Consider the following 20,392-nt stretch of genomic DNA (forward strand, 5'->3'; position numbering starts at 1 on the left):
TCGCCCGGTAGGGCCTAACTCGCCCGTTTTTCGGCAGTACCGCAGGACGGGTCGTGTGACGCAAGCGTCGGCGCCCCGAAATGCCCTGGGCGAGTGCCGAACGGGCGCCCGGGCGCCGGCTCCGCACAGCCGAAACGCGAAAGCGGGCGAATGCGCTGAAAACGGGCCAGCGCGCTTGACCGTTTTCAGCGCATTCGCCCGTTTTCAGTCCGGCGGGCCCGGGTGGGGGTGCATTGGTGCCGGGCGGGCGCCGAGGCGGGGCGCACCGAGGCCGGGCGGGCGCACCGAGGCGGGGTGCACGGTGCCGGGCGGGCGCCGCCGCGGGCTACTTCAGTGCGTCGGCGATCGCCGTGGAGCCCGAGATGACCTCGAACTGCTCGCGAACCGCGAGGGCGGGGGATGACTCGGCCGCGGTGGCCCCGAGCACAGCGACGACGACAGCCGCGACATCCGCCCGGGGAATCGTGCCGCGCCCCGTCTCGGTCGCAACCTTGATCAGACCCGTAGCGGGCTCGTCGGTGAGGCCTCCCGGGCGAATGATCGTCCAGTCGAGGTCGCGCGTGCGGATCTCCGCGTCGGCCTCACTCTTGGCGCGCAGATAGACCTGGAAGACATCGGATGACTCGGGGTCGAACGAGTCCGTCGCCATGGCCGAGATCACGACGTAGCGTCGGATGCCGGCGAGCTGTGCGGCGTCCGCGAGCATGATGGCGGCGTCGCGGTCGACGGTGAGCTTGCGCTCGGCGGTTCCGCCCGCGCCACCACCGGCGGCGAAGACCACGGCGTCGGCCCCCTCGATGTGCTGGGACAGCTCCGAGGCATCCGTCTGCTCCAGGTCGAGCAGAAGCGTGGTTGCTCCGGTCGCCACGACGTCGGCGACATGTTCGGGATTGCGGATGATTCCGATGGCCTCGTGACCCGCATCTGCGAGCTGCTTTTCGAGGAGTAGTGCGATCTGGCCGTGTCCACCTGCGATGACAATTCTCATACTGCGAGTTAAGCACGCTCAGCATCGGGTAAACTGATTTCTGGCTCCTCGCGTGGCGCCATCCAGGCCAACTCCCCCAGGACGGAAACGTAGCAAGGGTAACCGGGCTCTGTCGGGTGCGCGAGGGGTCTTTTTCTTTGCCCGGCAGCGGAGCGGACGCCGTAACTCAGCACGCTAAGTTACGTGAGCAATTGTCTAAACGTGAAGGTTCTTCTCGTTACCCCCATACTTGTAGCAACAAGGGGATGCAGAGTGCCTTCGATCTACGCGCAAGGCCGTGACCACAAGCAGTGGTACCTTTTCGCGCGCACCCAGCTTCCCCTTCTGCTCTGCACGCTCGTGGTGGTTGTGCTGGGTATCGTCGCCTCGGCGGCCCTGCTGGACGACGGAGTTCTCTGGGGCGGCCTGGCACTGATTGCCGTTGCCTCGGTCGTCGCCGTCACCGTTCCGTGGGACAGATTCGGTCCCGAATGGTTGCTGTCCGTCGCCATCGTCGACCTGCTCGCCGTCGCGATGATTCGCTCGTCGCTGATTCACATCATCACTCCCGTCGGACTGCTCAGCGTGTTCCCCGTCATGTGGATCGTGTACGGCTTCCGCCGCCGGTTCGTCCCCGTTGCCGTGGTGGGAGCGTTCTGCATCAGCGGATTCCCGTACCTGCTGAGCGGCCGCTTGCCCGTGGGCGTCGAGTGGGCGGCGGTCGTCACCCTGCCGATCATCGTCGTGGGCATCGCGTTTGCCGCGTCTGCCGCGGGAGACCAGCTACAACGCGCCAATGAGGTTGCAGTGAAGAACGCGGCCGACCTCACCGTCATGCTCAAGAGGGCGCAGGACAGCGAGCTGCTGTCTCGCGCCATCATCGACACCGTCAGTGCGGCCGTGGCGTTCTACGGTCCCGACAACCGCCTTGTCGTCGCCAATCAGATCGCCCACGAAACCGTGCGCACGGTGGGGTTCGAGCTCGACGAGCCGCCGTACGCGGGCCCCGACGTGCTGCAGGCAGACCGGCAGACGCCCATTCCGTTCGAGGACCAGATCATCCCGCGTGCTCTTCGCGGCGAGCTGCTCGCCGACCACATGGAGTGGCTCGGCAAGCCGGGCAACCAGACGGCCATCCTCGCCACGTCCCGCCGCGTGTACCGCGACAACGATGAACTGCTCGGCACGGTGATCGTCGCCTACGACGTCACCAAGCTCGCGGAGGCGATCTCGGTGCGGGAGGCGTTCCTCACCACCGTCTCCCACGAACTGCGCACGCCCCTGACGTCGATCGTCGGGTACCTCGAGCTGGTCGAGGAGGGCATCGACGACGCCGATCCCGACATGATCGCGTACCTCAGCGTGATTAACCGGAATGCCCAGGAGTTGCACTCGCGCATCGCGGAGCTGCTCGCTGTTTCTGACACGCACATCGTGATCGAAAAGTCCCGCATCACGGTGGCACCCGTCATCGGCGGGATCGTCGAGAAGCTGGCCCCCACCGCGCGCGAAAAACGGCTGCACTTCGGCGCCGAGCTGGACGACGCGCTCGAGGCATCCGTCGATCCCGATCGTCTCGCCCAGGTCATGCAGAACCTGGTCTCCAACGCGATCAAGTACACGCCCGCCGGTGGTCGAGTGGATGTCGGGTTGGTGCAGTCATTCGACCAGCTGCGCATCACCGTGGTCGACACCGGGATCGGGATGACCGACTCCGAGCGACGCCAGGCCTTCGACAGGTTCTACCGGGCCGAAGCCGCCCGTATCGGCGCCGTGCAGGGCATCGGCCTTGGGCTGGCTATCGCGAAGGAGATCGTTGAGGCGCACGACGGCTCCATCGGGATCGACAGCTCCTCCGCCGGCACGACGGTGACCGTGCTGATGCCGCTGCGCTAGTCCGCCGCACACAGGGGTCGGGTCGACTACTGGGGTGGTACTGGGGTGCCGACGGCGGACCCGTGGGTGGGTGTGAGCCGCCACTACTATCGGCGCATGGCAATGGCTGGGCCGATGCGGCACACGCGCACCCTTCGTTACTCGCGCCCGGGCCGGGTGCTGCCGGTGGTGGGGCGTATCGGCAACGTGATCGCGTGGATCGTGGCGTCCGTCACCATTCTTCTCATCGTTGCGCTGGTGCTGGTTCCGCGGATCACCGGGGCCACCCCGTACACGGTGCTCACCGGATCGATGACTCCTGTCATGCCGCCGGGAACGATGGTCGTGGTGCGGCCGGTGGACTTCGGCTCGATCCGGGTGGGCGATGTCGTCACCTATCAGATTGAGTCGGGCCAGCCCGCGGTGGTGACCCACCGGGTGGTCGCGATCAATATCTCGTCGCAGAACACCACGCTGACGACCCGGGGAGATGCGAACCCGGTCGCTGACGCGAAGCCGGTGATGGAAGCGCAGGTGCGTGGCACCGTCTGGTACTGGGTTCCGATGGTCGGATACCTCACGTCGATGGCATCCGGGGGCGACCGCCAGGTGCTCGCGCAGATTGCCGGCGGCGCCCTGATCGCCTATGCACTGTTCGTTCTGATCGCAGCAATCCGCACGTCACGCCGGGAAAAACGCGGAGCCGGGCGTCGGCGGGAGTCCGGATAATCCAGCGTTTGGATTCCGGATTGGTCGCGAACTACTGGTTCGCGTTCCGGGCACTACTGGGATTACGCCGTGTTTGATTACCAGTGACACTTAGGGACTGAATAGGTACCTATAACGCAGAGTGTGTCTGCCTACTATTCCGTCACTCGAGGGTTCATCTGGGGGGGCTTACCCATCAATCCGTTGCGCTTCCTCGCGTCCACAAACCGACATGCAGAAGAAACGGACCCCACAATGAAGACTGTAACCAAGGCCGCCATCGCTGGAGCCGCTGGCTTCGCACTCCTCCTCGGTGGAGCGGGCACCCTCGCCTACTGGACGGACGCCGCCACCGGCGCCGACGTGCAGATCCAGACCGGTAACCTCGCCATCGGCACCATCGCCGACACCGGGTGGACGCTGATTCAGGCCGGCGCCAATGTGTCCCCTGCTCAGACCGTGGGCGTTGCGTACACGAACCAGCTCCTGGTGCCCGGCGACCAGCTCCGCAAGACGATCAACGTGCCGGTGGTTCTCACGGGCGCGAACATCAAGGCGACGCTCAGCGTCGCGGGAACGGCCTCGCCGTCCAGCCCGGTTGCGGGACTGACCACCGCCGTCGTGTCGGTGGGAGGCACGGCGGGAACTATCAAGACCCTGACGGCTTCTGACCCGGCAGTGCCGGTCGTGTTCGCCATCGAGATTCCGTACGGAACTGCCGCCTACAACACCAACAAGAGCCTGCCGACGACGACGTTCTCGACGCAGTACACCCTGACGCAGATCCCGGTCGCCACGCCGTAGTCGGGTCTCGAGTGCGGGTGCCGAGCACCCGCACTCGACCACCAGCTTGCGCGCGGGTGATCACCCCCCGCGAGCGCCCGCGCGCAAGACATCCTCGGCCGACGCTGACGTTACGGAGCTGAAGTCATCGTGTCTCTTCACCGGGCAGCACCCCGCACACAGAGCATCTCTGCTCGTGCGGGAGCCGCGACATCCGCTCTCCGCAGCATCCCGCGGTCGGTTGTCGTTGCTGTCTCGTCCGCGGCGATCGGCGCTCTGTTGCTGGGCGGCGCCGGCACCTACGCCCGGTGGACCGACGCGGCGACGGGCAGCGCGGTGGCATTCCAGACCGGAACGCTCACCGCCACGGTGTCTGCACCGACCGTCGCAAACGAAGCCATGGCGGCGGCACCGGCCGGTGTCGTCGTGCGGTCCGGCTCGTCGGGCATGATCCCCGGCATTCAACTGGAGAAAATCACGTACACCGTGAACAACACAGGAACAGCGCGTGCCCGCGCCAAGGTTTCCGTCGACATCACGGCAACTGTCAGCGACGTGCCCGCGTGGAACAGCATCCAGCCGTACCTCACCGCGACCATCACGGTCGGCGCCAGCGCCGCTGTGCCCGTGCCGGCCGCCAACATCACCGCGACTGGGCTGACCGGCACCATCGCCACCCCGGGAATCGTGGAGCCCGGCGGGTCGACCGCCGTCGTCATTCGCTTCAGCCTTCCGGGCACCTCGGGTAGCGTCGACCTCACGCGCACCCTTCAGTCGACACGCAGCGCCAGCGTCGCCATCGGCGGCCTGCTCGCGTTCGCGCCGGTCATGGTGCTCGTCCAAACACCGATGGCCACGCCATGAGCCGGGTAGAGCAATACGGAGACCGGCGGTCGCGTGCCCGACGACACGGGTGGGGACGGTGGATGCCTCTGGCTTTCGCCATCGTTGGAGCCCTGCTCCTCGCGGTGGGGTTGCCGCACTCCTCGACCGGTGCCTACTGGACGGCGACCGCCACCCCCGCGGGGTCCGTCGTGGGACAGGGACAGTGGTGTGCTGCGCCCAATCCCGCGGTGAGCGGCGCACGGTTCATCCGCCTCAACACCTTTGCCGCCACCTCGGCAACCAACCAAAAGATGATCATCGTGCCCGTGGCCAACAACACCGCCTGGGGTGGGGGTTCCGGCGCCAGCGCGAAGAACCTGTCGGTGCGACTGTGGGGATGCCAGGAGACGCCGGTCAACGACCTGCGGATCACCGCGTGGTCCAATGCTTCGAGCGGTGCCCTGGCGCCGGCGTGGGTCACGGGCTCGACCACCACCGTGGCGCCCACATCCCGACTCGATCCGCTCTCGGGACTGGGCTCGCAACTGTCCACGTTGGCCAGGTCCGCCACCGTGCGGGCCGACTACCCGCTCATCACCCCACCGCCCAACGGGGATGCTCGCCGATACAGCTGGATCATCGCCAACGACCGCACAAGCGCGACACCCGCGGCGGATCCGGGGTCGTGTTCCAACCTCCTCAGTGCCATCGGCAACTGTCTGATCTCGCTGACCGAGCTTGGGCTGGGTCTGGGAAAGACCGACAGCAGCTTCGCGCAGGTGTTCAACACCTCACAGTGGAGCACGCCCACCATTTCGCCGGTGAACTACCCCGCACGAACCTTCGCCCTGCAGACCTCGGCGGGCTGGGGAACCACCGGCGCGTGGTTCAACGTGACCTGCACGATCGGCCTGCTCTGCACCACCAACACCACGAACACGTTCCTCACCGGAACGGGCGCCTCCGACTCGACCCTGCTGGCCACCACCGACGGCAACCAGCTGCAGTGGGTCGTGATGCAGTGGACGGGCACGACGCCTCCTCCCGACGACCTCGTCGCCGAGATCGTGCTCTCGTGAGGTTTCCCCGGCTCCTGACCGCCGCGGTGCTCGGAACCGCGCTCGCCGTGGGGCTCGGGGGGGGACCGGTCGCCGCGGCCGATCCCGAACACATCTGGTCGCTCACCATGCTCGACGGGTCGCCCGCCACCACAGGCTCCCTGTTCGACGACCGCGACATCGTGCCCGGCTCGCCGATGACCTCCGGCTACCTTATTTCGCGCACCGACGACATCGACGGACCCGTCGAGGTGCGGGCCATCCCGATCTCCACCGATCCCGATCTCGCGAGCGACCTGCTTGTCACCGCGGGCATCAACGGCGTGCCCGGTCAGACCCAGCGCCTGGACACCATGCTCTCCACCAACGCAGCGGTGGTCGCGACCACAGCGATCCCCGTCGGTCAGGTGCGGCTGGACATCTCCGTCCAGCTCGACCCTGCATCCGTCAACGTCACCCGCCTGTCCGAGGTCGCATTCAGGTTCGAGGTGCGGGTCAGTGACGTGGACATCGTGATTCCGCCGACCGCGGGCAACTCCACGCCGCCGACGCCGCCCACATCCACCCCGTCGGCGACCACCAGCCCCACGGTCACGCCATCGCCGACCCCCGCACCCGAGCCGACCGCTGAGTGCGACGCGCAGGTCGACGCGCAGCAGACAGCGGACGTGGATGACCCGTGCGACCCGTCATCGCCCACAGACCCGGGCAGCACCAACAGCCCCATCGACACGGCGGGTGGTCCGTCTGACCCGCAGGGTCCGCTGTTCGGCTTCGCGGAAGGCGGGCTCGCGCTCACGGGCTCACCGCTGCAGCTGATGCCCCTCTTGCTGGGCGGGCTCGCGCTGATTTTTGGAGCGTTCATGGTGATCCGGGAGCGGCGCGACAGGCAGCGCGCCGAGACTCCCGTCGTCCCGGCGGCTGACCCCGAACGGTGGCGCGACCTGTAGCCGCAGCGCCCGATCGCGAGTACCGTGGCGCGAATGACGGCTTCTTCCGCGCCAGACCCCTTCCGCATCGACATCGCCGACGATGCTCTCGATGACCTGAGGCGTCGGTTGCGCGCGACCCGCTTCGTCGAGCCCAGCTCCACCGAGCGGTGGGCGGGCGGAGTCGACCCCGACTACCTGCGTTCGCTCGTCTCGTACTGGGCGGAAGAATTCGACTGGCCGGCCCGGCAGGCCGCGCTCAACGAGTATCCCCAGTTCACCGCGGAGGTGGCGGGACGCCGGCTTCACTTCGTCCACCTGCGGGCGGTGCCGGGCTCGTCCAGTGCGGTTCGGGATGACCCGGGCGGCAGCGAGGTCGCCGGCGCCGGGACATCCGCCCCTCGTCCGCCCCTCATCCTGTGTCACGGCTGGCCGAGCAGTTTCGTCGAGATGCTGCCGCTGGCCGAACGTCTGGCCGACCCGGCGCGCTTCGGCGGGGACGCGGGGGATGCCGTGGACGTCGTGGTGCCGTCGATGCCGGGATTTCTGTTTTCCGAGCTGCCGGACGAACCGCTGTCACGCCAGGCGCTGGCGCGGCCGCTGCATGAGCTCATGACCGGCGTGCTCGGATACAAGACGTATGGGGCCTTCGGCGGCGATATCGGGGGAGTGGCGTCGGGGTGGATGGCGGCGACGCATCCCGAGGCGGTCGTGGGGCTGCACATGATTCATCCGCCGTTTCCGGCCAGCTTCGACGACGCCCCGCTCACGGTGGACGAGCAGCTGTTTCTCGATGCCGAGGAGCACTACGACCGCACGGATGGCGGGTACAGCGCGATCATGATCACGCGGCCGGACACGGTGGGTGCCGCGCTCATCGATTCGCCGTCGGGGCTCGCCGCGTGGATTGTGGATAAGTACCGCGACTGGAGCGACTGTGGGGGAGATGTCGAGAGCCGGTGGGACCGCGACACCCTGTGCACTGTCTTCACGCTCTACTGGGTTACCGGGTCGATCGGCACGTCGCTCCGGCAGTACTTCGACTTCGCGCTGAGCGCGGCGCGGCCGATGATCACTATTCCGGCGGCGTTCACCCTGAGCGCCGAGGTCGGCATGGTGGGATTCCCGCGGTCGATCGCGGAGCGTGCGTGCAGCGACATCCGCTCCTGGAACCTGCCCGGCCGCGGCGGCCACTTCCTCGCGTTCGAGGAGCCCGAGCTGATGGCGGCCGAGCTCACCGCGTTCTTCGGGTCGCTGCGGTAGCGCCCGGGATGGGCCTCCATATTGACGAAAGCGGCGTCGGTCCACGGGTCGCGGTGCTCCTGCACGGAATGATGGGCTCGTTCGAGAGCTGGTGGCGGGTCGCCCCGCTGCTCGTGAGCGGCGGCTATCGAGTCTTGGCGATTGACCTGCCGGGCCATGGGTTGTCGGACCGGGACAGGAAGCTCACCGTTGAGCGTGCGGCGGATGCGGTAGCCGCCGCCGTTGACGAGGCCGGAGGCGCGCGACCCGCGTTGGCGATCGGGCACTCGTTCGGCGGACTGGTTCTGGCGGCCGCTTCGGCACGGCTAGCTCCCGAACTGGCGGTGTTCGTAGACGCGCCCTTTGCGAGTCGTGGAGGTCGTGACCGAGTGACCGCCACCGCCGAATACGATCGGGATCGTCGACATCGGTCGGCCGAAGAGCTCAAGGCGACCAAGCCGTATTACAGCGAATACGACTGCATGGTCGAGGCCCGTGCTGCGGAGCGCTTCGACCCCGCCACGGCAGGTGCCGTAGCTGCTGCTGGCAGCGGCTCGTGGTATCCCGTCGCTGGATCAATAGTGGTTAGGGCGAATCCGAGCAACTATGTCAGTGACGATGAGGCCGCCGCTCTGACCCGGCGGGGCGTGCTGGTAAGAGACATCGCGGGTGCGGCACACTCTGTTTGGTACAGCAATTTCGACGATTTCGTGTCCGCGCTGCCTGAAGCATTTGCCTCGGCGGGGGAAACGTCGCGGCCCGACGGTTCCGGAGGGAGAACCTAGCAAATGGAGGGAGTTATGACTCCCGCCGCGTGCCAGCTTTTCCCGCCAAAACCTGCGCGTTCTCCCGCCAACCGGAAAAGCGGGCTTCCGGCCGCGCGCCGGCGCGCGAGCGGGCGGCGGGTTAGGCGCGGGAGCCCATGGCGGCGTCGATGAGGGTCGCGGCGGCGGCACGCGCCTGCCCCGCGGCATCCGGAACTCCGCTGATCGCGGCCGTCGTCTGCGCGCCCTCGGCGAGGATCGCGAGCTGGGGAGCGAGGTACGCGGGAGCCCCCGCCTCTGCCGCGACCTCGGCGACGTACTGCTGGAACGACGCCTTCTGGTCCCGGGTAGCCTCGGCGACGGCCGGGACGGTGGCGCCGAGCTCGCCGAACGAGTTGATGAAGCCGCAGCCCCGGAAGTCGTCCTCGGTGAACCAGTCGGCCAGGAAGTCATAGATGGCGAGCAGGCGGTCGCGCGGTGTGGAGACACGGGATGCCGCGTCGGCGATGCCTGCGGTCCAGATGTCATGCCGCCTCGCCAGTACGGCAAGCACGATCTGCTCCTTCGACGGAAAGAGCGCGTACATCTTCTTCAACGAGATTCCGGTCTCGCTGCGGAGTTCGTCCATGCTGACGGACTGCACGCCGCGGGTGTAAAAGAGCCGGTCAGCGACGTCGATGGCGCGGGTGCGGAGAGCGTCGTCTGCCGTAATGACGGTGGTTTCCGTGGCATCCATTTAATTTCTTCCGATCTCGACTTGCGCTGAGAACGCGCGTTCTCTATAGTAGCAAACAGATCGGAGAACGTGCGTTCTCAAATCGAATCTGTTACATCCCAGCAATATCCGAAGCACGACGAAAGAAGAGAATCATGTCGTTCATCACCGTAGGTACCGAAAACTCCACCACCATCGACCTGCACTACGAAGACCATGGAACCGGCCAGCCCGTCGTTCTCATCCACGGGTACCCTCTCGATGGCTCGTCGTGGGAGCGCCAGACGGGCGCGCTGCTCGATGCCGGATATCGCGTGATCACGTATGACCGTCGTGGCTTCGGCAAGTCCAGCCAGCCGACCGACGGATACGACTACGACACCTTCGCCGCCGACCTCAACGCCGTGCTAACCACGCTTGACCTCACCAACGTTGCCCTCGTCGGCTTCTCGATGGGAACCGGTGAAGTCGGTCGCTACACCGCCACTTATGGCACCGATCGCCTCGCGAAGGTCGCGTTCCTCGCGCCGCTCGAGCCCTTCCTGCTGAAGACCGACGACAACCCCACCGGCGTCCCGGTCGACGTGTTCGACGGCATCCGCAGCACGGCCAAGGCCGACCGCTTCGCCTGGTTCACCAACTTCTACCAGGACTTCTACAACCTCGACCAGAACCTGGGCAGCCGCATCAGCCAGGAGGCAGTGACCGCCAGCTGGAACACCGCCACCATCGCGTCGCCGAAGGCCGCCTGGGCCGTCGTCTCGACGTGGATCGAAGACTTCCGTGAGGACGTCAAGAAGGTCCGCGCCAGCGGCATCCCCGCACTGATCGTGCAGGGCACGGAAGACCGTATCCTGCCGATCGACGCCACCGGGCGCGTTTTCCACAAGGAATTCCCCGAGGCGCAGTACGTCGAGATCGAGGGTGCTCCCCACGGCTTTGCGTGGACCCACGCCGAAGACGTCAACCGCGAACTGCTCGGCTTCCTCGCCAAGTAACTCTCACCGCGACTCGCACAAAAACGCTCTATTTCCCGCGTGGAATAGAGCGTTTTTGTGCGAGGGGCGGAGGTTAGACCGGGTCGGTGGGGTTGGGCTTGCTCACGAGAAGCGGGTCAACCGACGTGATCGGGAACTGCGGAAGCACGTCCTCGCTCACCCCGAAGGTCGCCGCCAGCGTCTGGCGTGAGAACGCCGACGCCGAGAGCCGGTATCCCACGTCTCCGGGCACGGGCTGGTCGAAGAACACCAGGAAGTGAATCTCGTCATCACCGATCACTTCGATCTGGTGCGGGTACGCGCGGGGGATGAAGTACGTGTCACCCGGCTCCAGCAGATAGGTGTCGAGACTGCCGTCCGGATCGAGGATCGTCATGCGTGCGTGCCCCTTGTGCACGTAGCCCATCTCGGCGGTATTCGGGTGCCAGTGGGGTTCGCGCATGCCGTCCTCCTCGATCGTGATCGAGAACATCGAGACGTTCTGCAGCGCCGGCCACAGAGGAGTCTTGGCGGTACGCGCGTTTGCGTAGGGGTAATCCAGCGGCGGTGTCTGGGCGCCGAGATCGAACTTGTGTGGATTGATGAAGCGCGTGGCGTCGGGGACGACCGCATCTCCGGCGCGCTTGACCAGTAGCGCCGAGGTGGTGTCCCGAACCAGGGGCGCGAAGTCTGCGGCGGGCAGGCCGAAGGTGTTGCCCAGCACGGCGTCACTCATCGCGCCAAAGGCGGCGTGCAGCGAGAAGTCCTCCGGGCGCTCGTCGCTGAAGGTAATGATCAGCTCCGCGTCATCCGCCCCAATGTTTTCAATCGCGTGCAGCGCGCCGGTCTCGATGTGGAACATCTGTCCGGCCGAAATCGTGAAGCTCGAATACGCGCTGCCCGAGTCGAGGATGGTGACGAGCACCGACCCCGACAGGCAGCAGCCGAGCTCGTTCGCGTTGGCGTGCCAGTGCGGTTCGCGGATGACTCCGGGCGCGAGTACCAGGCGCTTGATGGAGAGGCGATTGAGAATGGGAAAGTTGTCGGCCGTCAGCCGGGTAATCGAACCGAGCTCGCCGGAGTAGACGGAGTCGGCGGTGAGCAGTGAACGAACGTGTCGCGAGGGGAAGGTCATGCGGGTTCCTTTGGTCCAAGATCAGTGAACGCTGGTCGTTGCCAGTGAAGCACCGGAACCCCCGGATGCGGCTGGATGCGCCGCGGATATGCACCGGTGTGCAAGATGCGTGCACGGGGAATCGCTTTCGTGCCGCTGTGCTGGCGGGTGCGGGCGGCCGGTGCGGGCGACCGCGGCTGCCTCAGGACCGTACGGGGCCGGTGCTTGCCCGCACGACGAGGCCGACCGACCAGATGCTCAGCGATGGCAGCCTGCCGGAGCTGCACAAGACCGCGTCCTTCGGGTCGCGCTCCGTCGAGCGCCTGGCAAAGCTGCGGGAACACCAGCCCACGGGACCGTTGATGTGCGCGGAATTCTGGAATGGCTGGTTCGACCACTGGGGTGCCCACCACCACACGACGAGTGTCGAGCAGTCCGCTGCGGACCTGGACGAACTGCTCGCGGCCGGGGCATCCGTCAATCTCTACATGCTCCACGGCGGAACCAACTTCGGCTTCACCAACGGTGCAAATGACAAGGGCGTCTACCAGGCGACGGTGACGTCCTACGACTACGACGCCCCGCTCTCGGAGTCCGGCGAGCCGACGGAGAAGTTCTGGGCGTTCCGCGACGTGATCGCCAAGTACGCGCCGGTTCCCGCCGAGAAGCCGGAGGCGTCTGCGCCCGCGCCGACCCCGTCGGTATCGCTCGACCGTGTCGTCTCACTGCGGTCGGCCGTCCAGGCATCCTCCTCGGCCCTGGGCGCGTGGTCACCCTTCGGACACCTGCCCGCGCTGGACGAGCTCGGTCACTACCGCGGGTTCGCCGTGTACAAGGCGGCCGTCGGAAGCGGCGGCGTGCTCTCCTTTGCGGAGGTGCGCGATCGCGCCCAGGTGTTCCTGGATGGCGCGCCGGTCGGCGTGCTCAGCCGCGACCACCACGACTCGGCCATCGTCCTGCCGACCGGCGGCGTGCTCGAGATTCTGGTCGAAGACCAGGGACGCGTGAACTATGGCGAGCGAATCGGTGAGCACAAGGGCCTGATCGGTCCGGCGCTGCTGGACGGCGTCGAGATCACCGAGTGGGAGGTTCTCCCGCTTGCGCTGGACTCCCTAACGATCGAGGTCCTCTTCGGCACAACAGAGCCAGAGGAGCACGGCGCGGCGGATGCCACGGCCGCGAGTCACCTCTCGTCGATCGCCGGTCCCGCTTTCGCCGCCGGGACCTTCACGATCGACGCACCCGCTGACCTGTTCCTCAGTACCGCCGGGTGGGGCAAGGGAAACGTCTACGTGAACGGCTTCAACCTTGGCCGCTATTGGAGCCGTGGGCCGCAGACAACGCTCTACGTTCCGGCACCGATTCTTCGCGTCGGCGTGAATGAGATCGTCATCTTCGAAACGCTGACCGCGGCATCCGCTCGCATCTCCTTTGTGCCGTCCGCGAACCTGGGACACACCGACTTTTAGGCTTCGTGCCGGGTTCTGGCCGCGCCCTGCACAGACCCTGCCGGTTGCGGCACGAACCCGGGCCGTTCGGCTATCCCCACCCCCGGCGAGTGTCGCTGGCTCCGGGTACGCTGGGTCAGTGGTTACAGCCCTGTATCGCCGGTATCGCCCGGAGACTTTTGCCGAACTGATCGGTCAGTCTCAAGTGACCGATCCGCTGCGTACGGCGTTGCGTACCGATCGGGTGAATCACGCCTATCTGTTCAGCGGTCCGCGAGGCTGTGGCAAGACAACCTCCGCCCGCATTCTGGCGCGCTGCCTCAACTGCGCGGAGGGACCGACGGACACCCCGTGTGGCGTCTGCCCCAGCTGTGTCGAGCTCAGCCGCGACGGTGGCGGATCGCTTGACGTCGTCGAGATCGACGCCGCCAGCCACAACGGTGTTGACGATGCCCGCGACATCCGTGAGCGTGCGGTGTTTGCTCCCGCGCGTGACCGCTACAAGATCTTCATCCTCGACGAGGCGCACATGGTGACGCCGCAGGGTTTCAACGCGTTGCTCAAGATCGTGGAAGAGCCGCCGGAGCACGTCAAGTTCATCTTCGCGACGACCGAGCCCGAAAAGGTCATCGGCACGATTCGCTCGCGCACCCACCACTACCCCTTCCGCTTGGTGCCGCCCGCCCAGATGCTCGACTACACGCAGCAGCTCTGCGAGGCCGAGAACATCACCGTCGCGCCCGGCGTCCTGCCGCTGGTCGTTCGCGCCGGCGGGGGATCCGTGCGTGACACGCTCTCCCTTCTCGACCAGCTCATGGCCGGGTCCGAGGGTCGCAACATCGAGTACGAGCGCGCCGTTGCCCTGCTCGGCTACACGCACGGTGCACTTCTCGACGAGGTCGTCGACGCCGTCGGAGCCCGGGATGCCGCGGCCGCCTTCAGCTCCGTCGACCGGGTCATCCAGACCGGTCAAGACCCGCGCCGTTTCGTCGAAGACCTGCTCGAACGCCTGCGTGACCTCATCATCGTTGCTGCCACCGGCGATGGAGCGGCCGCCGTTCTTCGCGGCATTCCCGCGGATGAATTGGAGCGGATGACCCAGCAGGCGCGCAAGTTCGGAACGGCAGAGCTGTCCCGTGCCGCCGATGTCGTCAACGCCGCGCTGACCGAAATGACAGGTGCGACATCCCCACGCCTGCACCTCGAGCTCATGATCGCCCGTGTGCTGGTGCCCTCCAGCGATGAGACCGACCGTGGCGCCCTTGCCCGTGTCGAACGTCTCGAACGCCGCATCGGCGTCGACGGCCCTGTCGGAATTTCCTCCTCCGCACCGAGCGGCGAACGTGCGGCGCGCCCCTCGTTGAACGCGCCGGTCGAGCCCGTACGCGAGCGCCGTCCCTCCCTCAACGCTCCCGTCGCATCGGGCCAGACGGTCGCCGACGCCCGCGCGGGTCGTGCGTCGCTGGACGCACCGCGCACCGAAGCGCCGAGCGCGCCCGCCGCCGTGACACCGCCGACCCCTGCGGCGACACCGGCTGCCGCTCCCGCGTCCGGCGGGTGGGCCGTAGCCCCGATCGGCAACGGCCCCGCCGTTGACGAGCCCGAAGAGACGCCGCTTCCGCGCACACCCGCAGCCGAGCCGATCTCCTCAATCCCGTCGCACACCGAGACGGCTCCGGTCGCTCCCGTGGCCGATGCGGCCACCGCGGCACCGGTTGCAGCGCCGGCGATCCCCGGCTCCGAGGCATCCACTGCCACTCCCGCTACCCCCGTTCCCGTCAGCCTGCAGCAGATGCGCGACTCGTGGCCCGAGATTCTCGAGCTGGTGAAGAAGACGAAGCGCAGCTCGTGGATGGTGATCTTCCCCGCGGAGGCCCGTGCCCTGCAGGGTGACGTGCTGACGCTGACGTTCCCGAACGAGAACGACGTTGCCAACTTCAAGCAGCCGCCCGTGGACGGCGAGAGCGTAAGTGAGCACGTGCGTCGCGCGATTCTCGATGTGCTCGGCATCCGGGTGAAGTTCGTGGCCCGTGTGGAAACGACCATGGCGTCGCCCAACTCGGCGCCGGTCATCGCGCCCGGGGGAGCCGGCGTTGCGCCCGCCGCAGCCGTACCAACTACGCCCGCACCGGCGGCATCAGCTCCCGCCGGCCCCGCGCCCGTCGCCTCCGCTCCGGCAGCCGCGCCCACCACCGCATCCGCGGCTCCGGTCACCTCCGCGTCGGCTCCCGCTTCCGCAACGGTGTCCGCGCCCGCTCCTACCCGCGCACCGGTGGCAGCTCCCGCTCCCGTGCAGACGGTCCTCACCGGACCGCCCGCCGCGCGCACCGCAGCTCCGGCATCGGCTCCGCAGCAGCCCCGCCGCACCGGGACGATTCCCGACACGGAGGCTCCGCCGGACGCCGAAGAGTACGTCGAGCCGATGGAGCCCGACCTCGAGCCCCCGGCAGACCTGCGTCTGTCGCCGCGCGGTGCCGCGCCATCGCGCCCCGCGCAGCAGGCCGCCCCGACCACCGCTCCGCCGAGTGGCCGGCCCACCGGTGCTCCCCGCGCACAGCAGGCTCCGCCGTCCGGTCGACCCACGGGAGCACCCCGCGCGGGCGCTCCGGTGCAGGCCGCGCCCACGCAGACTGCACCCACGCAGACAGCGCCAGCCCAGACCGCGCCCGTGCCCGCATCGGCTCCCGCCCAGGCCCAGCGCCCGACCCAGCCGAGTGAACCGTCGACGGCTCCGGCCACCGACGCCAGCGGATGGGCCGTCGCGCCGATCCCCGGTGCCGGCCTCCCGCCGTCGGAACCGCTGATCACCCGCAACCAGCCCCCGGTGCAGGCGCCCCCGCGTCCCAACGCCCAGGTCGCACGCCCCGCGGAACCGCGTGAACCTGAGCCGGTGCGCCGCCAGCTTCCCCCGCCCACCGCCCCCGGCGAGAAGGCGCGCTACGGCGAATCGGTCGTCCGCGAAATCCTCAGCGCGACCTTCATCGAGGAACAACCACACATCCCCCGGGTCATCCCGAGAAACGACTAACGCGTGTACGAAGGCATCATTCAGGAACTGATCGACGAACTCGGTCGGCTCCCCGGTATCGGTCCGAAGTCCGCCCAGCGCATCGCGTTCCACATTCTGCAGAAAGAAAACTACGACGCCACGCGCCTGGCCGAGGTTTTGCTCGAGGTGAAAGACAAGGTGCGATTCTGCGAGATCTGTGGAAACGTCGCCGAGCAGCCCACCTGCAACATCTGCCGTGATCCCCGTCGCTCCCCGACCACCATCTGCGTGGTCGAAGAAGCCAAGGACGTCGTCGCGATCGAGCGCACCCGCGAGTTCCGTGGCCTGTACCACGTGCTCGGCGGTGCCATCAGCCCGATCGACGGCATCGGTCCCGACGACCTGCGCATTCGCCAGCTGGTGCAGCGCCTCGCCGACGGCATCGTCACCGAGGTCATCATCGCGACCGACCCCAACCTGGAGGGGGAGGCCACGGCCACCTACCTCAGCCGCCTGCTCGTGCAGCCGAACCTGCGCGTCACGCGCCTGGCATCCGGCCTGCCCGTCGGCGGAGACCTCGAGTACGCCGACGAGGTTACCCTCGGGCGTGCCTTTGAGGGCCGTCGCCTCGTCGAGAAGTAAGCCGGCGCTCGACTCACCACGGCGCCCCACCGCGCTGACCTCACCACCGTTAACCACCATGAGAGCGAGCGGATGACCCACGCCGACGACACCGACATCACCATCTTCGACGAGTCCGGCATCTTCGCCCTCGCCGATGTCGCCCGCTACACGACGTTCGTCGATCCCGACTGGAGTCTCGAGCAGCTCGTCAAACACTTCCGCCAACAGTCCCGCAGCCTCGCCGTCTGGTACGGCGGGGACAGCGGTATGAGCTCCACCGTCGTGCGCGTTCGCCAGGGCATTACCGACGAGACCGGCTTCCGCGAAGCCACCACGTCAATCTCGGTCTCCAGTGGCATCCTGAATCTCGTCTCCTATGACGCCCTCACGATGGCCGCGCAGTTCGACGACGAGACGCTGCCCGCCAAGGCGGAGGCCGGCCTCACCGTCGAAGTGCCGAACGGCGACTACGACGTGCGGATCGTGCAGATGTACGACCCGGACGACACAGCGGACTTCGACGAGCTGCCCGAGGGCACGCCAGCGTTCCTGGTGGAGCTCGAAGAGGGCGGCACCGAGTCAGAAGACGCCATCATCTGGCTCTCCGAGGACTGATACGCCCTATTCGCCCGCAATCGCGAAGGTCGGTGCGTCCGTACCCGCGGCGCTGGTCGAGCCCGCGGCCGACGTCGAGATCTCGATGTGCCACAGCGCGCCGGCCGAGTACCAGGTGCGGGCGCCGTCCCCGGAATACGGATCGTTCGCGTACTCGCTGAGATCCATGGCCTGAGCCCACTCGCGGCACACCTGCTCGGCGCGGTCGGGGCTGCACAGCGGCACCCCCTCGATGGCAGCACCGTTTTCGGTATCCAGCCGCCACTGCATGGGCTCGAGGCCGAGGGCCTCGCCGATATTGTTCATCCCCACCATGAACGCGTTGGCGACAACAATGTCCAGCGCCGTTGCTGGCAGGCCTGATCGGATCGATGAATTCTGGAATGGCAACATGATTCCCCGTCGGTCAAATCGAGCACAGAACCATCCGGGGTCCGGGGATGTTGATCCCACCGTATACCCACGGCGAGGGCAGTGACAGAGCGGATGCCCCGGGCACGGTTACCTCAGTAGTGAGCACGTCACTTCGTAGACTAGTTTCATGCTCACTTTCTTCCCTGAAACGACGCCTCACCGAACCGGCATGCTCGAGGTTGGTGATGGTCAGAAGGTCTGGTGGGCAGAATCCGGAAACCCGGACGGCAAGCCCGTCGTCATCCTTCACGGTGGACCCGGGGCGGGCAGCTTAGATCTGCATCGCCGGGTCTTTGACGCGCAGAAGTACCGGATCGTGCAGTTTGACCAGCGCGGCTGTGGCAAGAGTCTCCCGCGGGTCTCGGGCCCCGGCGTTGATCTCACGACCAATACGACCTGGCATCTCGTGGGCGACATAGAGAAGTTGCGGGTGCACCTCGGCATCGACGCATGGCAGGTGTTCGGCGGCTCGTGGGGTTCCACCCTCGCGCTTGCCTACGCCGAGACGCACCCGGACCGCGTCACCGAGCTCGTGGTGCGCGGTGTTTTCACCGGCCGCCGGTTCGAATTCGAGTGGTTCAGTGAGGGCGGCATCGCGCTCGTTCACCCCGAGGCGTGGGAGCGGTTCGCGGCACCCCTGGAGAACGGCACCGGCACTCCCGGCTCACGGTTGGTCGAGTACCAGGAGCTGTTGGAGAACCCGGACCCCGAGGTTTACGCACCGGCGGCCCGGGCATGGGCCGTCAGTGAGGTGATGGCGATCTCGATCGAGGGCCGCCCCGCGCTCGTGACAATGCTCGAGGACCTCACCGAGGCGTACCCGATCGCGCGCCTCGAGCACCACTACTTCATCAACGATGCCTGGTTCGAGCCGGGCCAGCTGCTGAAGAACGCGGGCGTGCTTGCCGGCATCCCCATGGTCATCGTGCAGGGAAGGTACGACATGTTGACCCCCATGCTCACGGCCTGGGATCTGCACCGCGCCCTGCCCGACGCCCGCCTCGAGATCATCGAAAACGCCGGTCACTCCTTCGACGAACCCGGCATCGTTGACGCCCACATCCGCGCGACGAACGCGTTCGCTGTCGGGGCGTGAGCCATACAGCGGGACAATGGGTGACATGGCTAAATGGACACCGGACGAGCTCGACGCCGTCACAGGCGCGAGGGAACTGCGTGTTGCCGGCATGCGGATGGATGGCACGCTTCGCAAGGGAGTGATCATCTGGTCCGTGCGCGTGGATGACGACATTTTCATTCGCTCGGTGGATGGTCCCAACGCATCGTGGTTCCGTGGCACGCAGGTGCGCGGGGAGGGCCGGATCCAGGCGGGCGGAGTCACCCGGGCCGTGATCTTCGTGCCGGTTGACGACAACAAAGAGCAGGTCGACGACGCCTACCGCGCAAAGTACGGCACGGGCAGCTCGGTGCGGGCGATCAACGCTCCGAAGGCGTCGGCGACCACGATGCGTCTGGATCCGATCTAACCAGCGCTACGCGCCAGCTCCGCCATCGGCTGGAATGATGGCTCCCGTTACGTACGACGCGCGGTCGCTGAGCAGCCACGCGGCCACCTCCGCGATCTCGCGGGGATCGCCCATGCGGCCGAGGGGGATCGTTGTGGTCATGCTTGCCACCACACCGGGCGTCGCCGCTTCCCACGCGTCGATCATCTCGGTGGCCGTGCCTCCGGGGGTGATGCCGTTGACCCGGATGCCGTCCCGGGCCCAGCTCACCGCGGCGGTCTCGGTGATGCTGTTCAGTGCCCGTTTCATCGCGCCGTAGGCGGGCAGCGCCGGGTTCGCCCGGCGGGCGCCGATGCTCGAGGTGTTGACGATCGACCCGCCTCCGGTGCGACGCATGAGCTCAGCTTCCGCGTTCATCGCGGTCCAGTGGGATCGGAAGTTCACGGCGAACTGCTCGTCGATGTCATCGTCGCTGGTGGTGTGGAGCGGGCCGGGCTGCTGGATGGCGGCGCCGTTGTTGAAGGCACCGTCGAGTCGACCGTGCAGTTCGTCGACCCGGGCAAGCGCGGCACGGATGCTGTCGCTGTCGGCGAGGTCGAGGGTAATCGCGTCGGCGACGCCGCCGTTCGCCCGGATCTCGGAGACGATCCTGTCGAGGGCCTCCGCGCCGCGGGATGCGAGAACAACCGATGCGCCCTCCCGGGCGAAGAGTCGGCCGGCGGCCGCGCCGATGCCACGGCTCGCACCGCTGATGAAGATGACCTTGCCGGTGAGCAGTCCGACGGGGGTGCTGGTGCTGAGGGGGGATGGAGAGGTGATGTTTGTCATGCCACCACTGTCGTCGTGCCGAAAATCCGGAGGCAGGCACAGACGGTACTA

Annotated in this window: 20 protein-coding genes and 1 other RNA gene; 16 read left to right on the forward strand and 5 right to left on the reverse strand. The window is 67.1% G+C overall.

Going from position 1 to position 20,392, the window contains the following annotated elements:
• Nucleotides 1-325: 325 nt before the first annotated feature.
• Nucleotides 326-988: an NAD(P)-binding oxidoreductase gene (locus tag HB677_RS16940; protein ID WP_213816915.1), complete on the reverse strand. Its 663-nt coding sequence runs from the start codon at nucleotides 986-988 to the stop codon at nucleotides 326-328.
• A 39-nt stretch (nucleotides 989-1,027) separates the two neighbouring features.
• Here HB677_RS16940 and ffs point away from each other — a divergent pair.
• The 9 genes from ffs (at nucleotide 1,028) to HB677_RS16985 (ending at nucleotide 9,172) form a co-directional block, all read left to right on the forward strand.
• An RNA gene (gene ffs / locus HB677_RS16945) (signal recognition particle sRNA small type) lies at nucleotides 1,028-1,124 on the forward strand.
• Nucleotides 1,125-1,240: 116 nt separating this feature from the next.
• Nucleotides 1,241-2,863, forward strand: coding sequence for a cell wall metabolism sensor histidine kinase WalK (locus HB677_RS18915; RefSeq protein WP_213816916.1), 1,623 nt, complete (start codon nucleotides 1,241-1,243; stop codon nucleotides 2,861-2,863).
• Nucleotides 2,864-2,959: 96 nt separating this feature from the next.
• Complete coding sequence (locus tag HB677_RS16955; RefSeq protein ID WP_213816917.1) at nucleotides 2,960-3,571, forward strand: signal peptidase I; 612 nt, start codon at nucleotides 2,960-2,962, stop codon at nucleotides 3,569-3,571.
• A gap of 234 nt (nucleotides 3,572-3,805) precedes the next feature.
• Nucleotides 3,806-4,354 carry an alternate-type signal peptide domain-containing protein gene (locus HB677_RS16960; protein WP_213816918.1) on the forward strand — a complete coding sequence of 183 codons (549 nt, stop codon included), beginning with the start codon at nucleotides 3,806-3,808 and terminating at the stop codon, nucleotides 4,352-4,354.
• A 129-nt stretch (nucleotides 4,355-4,483) separates the two neighbouring features.
• Nucleotides 4,484-5,197 (forward strand): SipW-dependent-type signal peptide-containing protein, encoded by a 714-nt coding sequence (locus HB677_RS16965; RefSeq protein WP_213816919.1) that lies wholly within the window; start codon nucleotides 4,484-4,486, stop codon nucleotides 5,195-5,197.
• A gap of 62 nt (nucleotides 5,198-5,259) precedes the next feature.
• Nucleotides 5,260-6,237 (forward strand): hypothetical protein, encoded by a 978-nt coding sequence (locus HB677_RS16970; protein ID WP_213816920.1) that lies wholly within the window; start codon nucleotides 5,260-5,262, stop codon nucleotides 6,235-6,237.
• Entirely contained in the window at nucleotides 6,234-7,166 is a 933-nt protein-coding gene (locus HB677_RS16975) for a hypothetical protein (protein WP_213816921.1), read from the forward strand. Before HB677_RS16970 ends, HB677_RS16975 begins: the two co-directional genes overlap by 4 nt.
• A 33-nt stretch (nucleotides 7,167-7,199) precedes the next feature.
• Nucleotides 7,200-8,408: an epoxide hydrolase family protein gene (locus HB677_RS16980; RefSeq protein WP_213816922.1), complete on the forward strand. Its 1,209-nt coding sequence runs from the start codon at nucleotides 7,200-7,202 to the stop codon at nucleotides 8,406-8,408.
• Between the two features lie 8 nt (nucleotides 8,409-8,416).
• A complete protein-coding gene (locus HB677_RS16985) occupies nucleotides 8,417-9,172 on the forward strand; it encodes an alpha/beta fold hydrolase (RefSeq protein ID WP_255546706.1) in 756 nt (251 codons plus the stop codon).
• A gap of 121 nt (nucleotides 9,173-9,293) precedes the next feature.
• On the opposite strand, the gene HB677_RS16990 is transcribed toward HB677_RS16985, so the two are convergent.
• Entirely contained in the window at nucleotides 9,294-9,887 is a 594-nt protein-coding gene (locus HB677_RS16990) for a TetR/AcrR family transcriptional regulator (RefSeq protein ID WP_213816924.1), read from the reverse strand.
• Nucleotides 9,888-10,021: 134 nt separating this feature from the next.
• Here HB677_RS16990 and HB677_RS16995 point away from each other — a divergent pair, with 134 nt between their 5' ends.
• The gene (locus HB677_RS16995) at nucleotides 10,022-10,864 is read left to right on the forward strand and encodes an alpha/beta fold hydrolase (protein ID WP_213816925.1); all 843 of its coding nucleotides are present in this window, start codon (nucleotides 10,022-10,024) and stop codon (nucleotides 10,862-10,864) included.
• Between the two features lie 73 nt (nucleotides 10,865-10,937).
• Here the strand turns inward: HB677_RS16995 and HB677_RS17000 are convergent, their stop codons facing one another.
• Nucleotides 10,938-11,978, reverse strand: coding sequence for a cupin domain-containing protein (locus HB677_RS17000; protein WP_213816926.1), 1,041 nt, complete (start codon nucleotides 11,976-11,978; stop codon nucleotides 10,938-10,940).
• Nucleotides 11,979-12,178: 200 nt separating this feature from the next.
• Here HB677_RS17000 and HB677_RS17005 point away from each other — a divergent pair, with 200 nt between their 5' ends.
• From HB677_RS17005 to HB677_RS17020, 4 genes are all read left to right on the forward strand, one after another.
• On the forward strand, nucleotides 12,179-13,426 hold the full coding sequence (locus HB677_RS17005; RefSeq protein WP_307852633.1) for a beta-galactosidase: 1,248 nt from the start codon (nucleotides 12,179-12,181) through the stop codon (nucleotides 13,424-13,426).
• A gap of 118 nt (nucleotides 13,427-13,544) precedes the next feature.
• Nucleotides 13,545-16,433: a DNA polymerase III subunit gamma and tau gene (locus HB677_RS17010; protein ID WP_213816927.1), complete on the forward strand. Its 2,889-nt coding sequence runs from the start codon at nucleotides 13,545-13,547 to the stop codon at nucleotides 16,431-16,433.
• Between the two features lie 3 nt (nucleotides 16,434-16,436).
• The gene (gene recR, locus HB677_RS17015) at nucleotides 16,437-17,036 is read left to right on the forward strand and encodes a recombination mediator RecR (protein WP_213816928.1); all 600 of its coding nucleotides are present in this window, start codon (nucleotides 16,437-16,439) and stop codon (nucleotides 17,034-17,036) included.
• A 72-nt stretch (nucleotides 17,037-17,108) separates the two neighbouring features.
• Complete coding sequence (locus HB677_RS17020; RefSeq protein WP_213816929.1) at nucleotides 17,109-17,633, forward strand: hypothetical protein; 525 nt, start codon at nucleotides 17,109-17,111, stop codon at nucleotides 17,631-17,633.
• A 6-nt stretch (nucleotides 17,634-17,639) separates the two neighbouring features.
• Here HB677_RS17020 and HB677_RS17025 read toward each other — a convergent pair whose 3' ends face one another.
• Nucleotides 17,640-18,026 carry a hypothetical protein gene (locus HB677_RS17025; protein WP_213816930.1) on the reverse strand — a complete coding sequence of 129 codons (387 nt, stop codon included), beginning with the start codon at nucleotides 18,024-18,026 and terminating at the stop codon, nucleotides 17,640-17,642.
• Between the two features lie 148 nt (nucleotides 18,027-18,174).
• Between HB677_RS17025 and pip the strand changes: the two genes are divergently transcribed.
• Both pip and HB677_RS17035 read left to right on the forward strand, forming a co-directional pair.
• Nucleotides 18,175-19,143 (forward strand): prolyl aminopeptidase, encoded by a 969-nt coding sequence (pip, locus tag HB677_RS17030; protein WP_213816931.1) that lies wholly within the window; start codon nucleotides 18,175-18,177, stop codon nucleotides 19,141-19,143.
• A gap of 25 nt (nucleotides 19,144-19,168) precedes the next feature.
• Nucleotides 19,169-19,534: a DUF2255 family protein gene (locus tag HB677_RS17035; RefSeq protein ID WP_213816932.1), complete on the forward strand. Its 366-nt coding sequence runs from the start codon at nucleotides 19,169-19,171 to the stop codon at nucleotides 19,532-19,534.
• 6 nt (nucleotides 19,535-19,540) lie between these two features.
• On the opposite strand, the gene HB677_RS17040 is transcribed toward HB677_RS17035, so the two are convergent.
• Nucleotides 19,541-20,341, reverse strand: a complete 801-nt coding sequence (locus HB677_RS17040; protein WP_213816933.1) for an SDR family NAD(P)-dependent oxidoreductase — start codon at nucleotides 20,339-20,341, stop codon at nucleotides 19,541-19,543.
• Nucleotides 20,342-20,392: the final 51 nt, after the last annotated feature.

Source organism: Glaciihabitans sp. dw_435 (assembly GCF_018449675.1).
Classification (GTDB): domain Bacteria; phylum Actinomycetota; class Actinomycetes; order Actinomycetales; family Microbacteriaceae; genus Glaciihabitans.

What these genes read in the sequence shown, in the direction of transcription:
- HB677_RS16940 (WP_213816915.1), bottom strand. Translation starts at nt 988, where the DNA reads ATGAGAATTGTCATCGCAGGTGGACACGGCCAGATCGCACTACTCCTC.
- HB677_RS16955 (WP_213816917.1), top strand. Translation starts at nt 2,960, where the DNA reads ATGGCAATGGCTGGGCCGATGCGGCACACGCGCACCCTTCGTTACTCG.
- HB677_RS16960 (WP_213816918.1), top strand. Translation starts at nt 3,806, where the DNA reads ATGAAGACTGTAACCAAGGCCGCCATCGCTGGAGCCGCTGGCTTCGCA.
- HB677_RS16970 (WP_213816920.1), top strand. Translation starts at nt 5,260, where the DNA reads ATGCCTCTGGCTTTCGCCATCGTTGGAGCCCTGCTCCTCGCGGTGGGG.
- HB677_RS16980 (WP_213816922.1), top strand. Translation starts at nt 7,200, where the DNA reads ATGACGGCTTCTTCCGCGCCAGACCCCTTCCGCATCGACATCGCCGAC.
- HB677_RS16985 (WP_255546706.1), top strand. Translation starts at nt 8,417, where the DNA reads ATGGGCCTCCATATTGACGAAAGCGGCGTCGGTCCACGGGTCGCGGTG.
- HB677_RS16990 (WP_213816924.1), bottom strand. Translation starts at nt 9,887, where the DNA reads ATGGATGCCACGGAAACCACCGTCATTACGGCAGACGACGCTCTCCGC.
- HB677_RS16995 (WP_213816925.1), top strand. Translation starts at nt 10,022, where the DNA reads ATGTCGTTCATCACCGTAGGTACCGAAAACTCCACCACCATCGACCTG.
- HB677_RS17000 (WP_213816926.1), bottom strand. Translation starts at nt 11,978, where the DNA reads ATGACCTTCCCCTCGCGACACGTTCGTTCACTGCTCACCGCCGACTCC.
- HB677_RS17020 (WP_213816929.1), top strand. Translation starts at nt 17,109, where the DNA reads ATGACCCACGCCGACGACACCGACATCACCATCTTCGACGAGTCCGGC.
- HB677_RS17025 (WP_213816930.1), bottom strand. Translation starts at nt 18,026, where the DNA reads ATGTTGCCATTCCAGAATTCATCGATCCGATCAGGCCTGCCAGCAACG.
- pip (WP_213816931.1), top strand. Translation starts at nt 18,175, where the DNA reads ATGCTCACTTTCTTCCCTGAAACGACGCCTCACCGAACCGGCATGCTC.
- HB677_RS17035 (WP_213816932.1), top strand. Translation starts at nt 19,169, where the DNA reads ATGGCTAAATGGACACCGGACGAGCTCGACGCCGTCACAGGCGCGAGG.
- HB677_RS17040 (WP_213816933.1), bottom strand. Translation starts at nt 20,341, where the DNA reads ATGACAAACATCACCTCTCCATCCCCCCTCAGCACCAGCACCCCCGTC.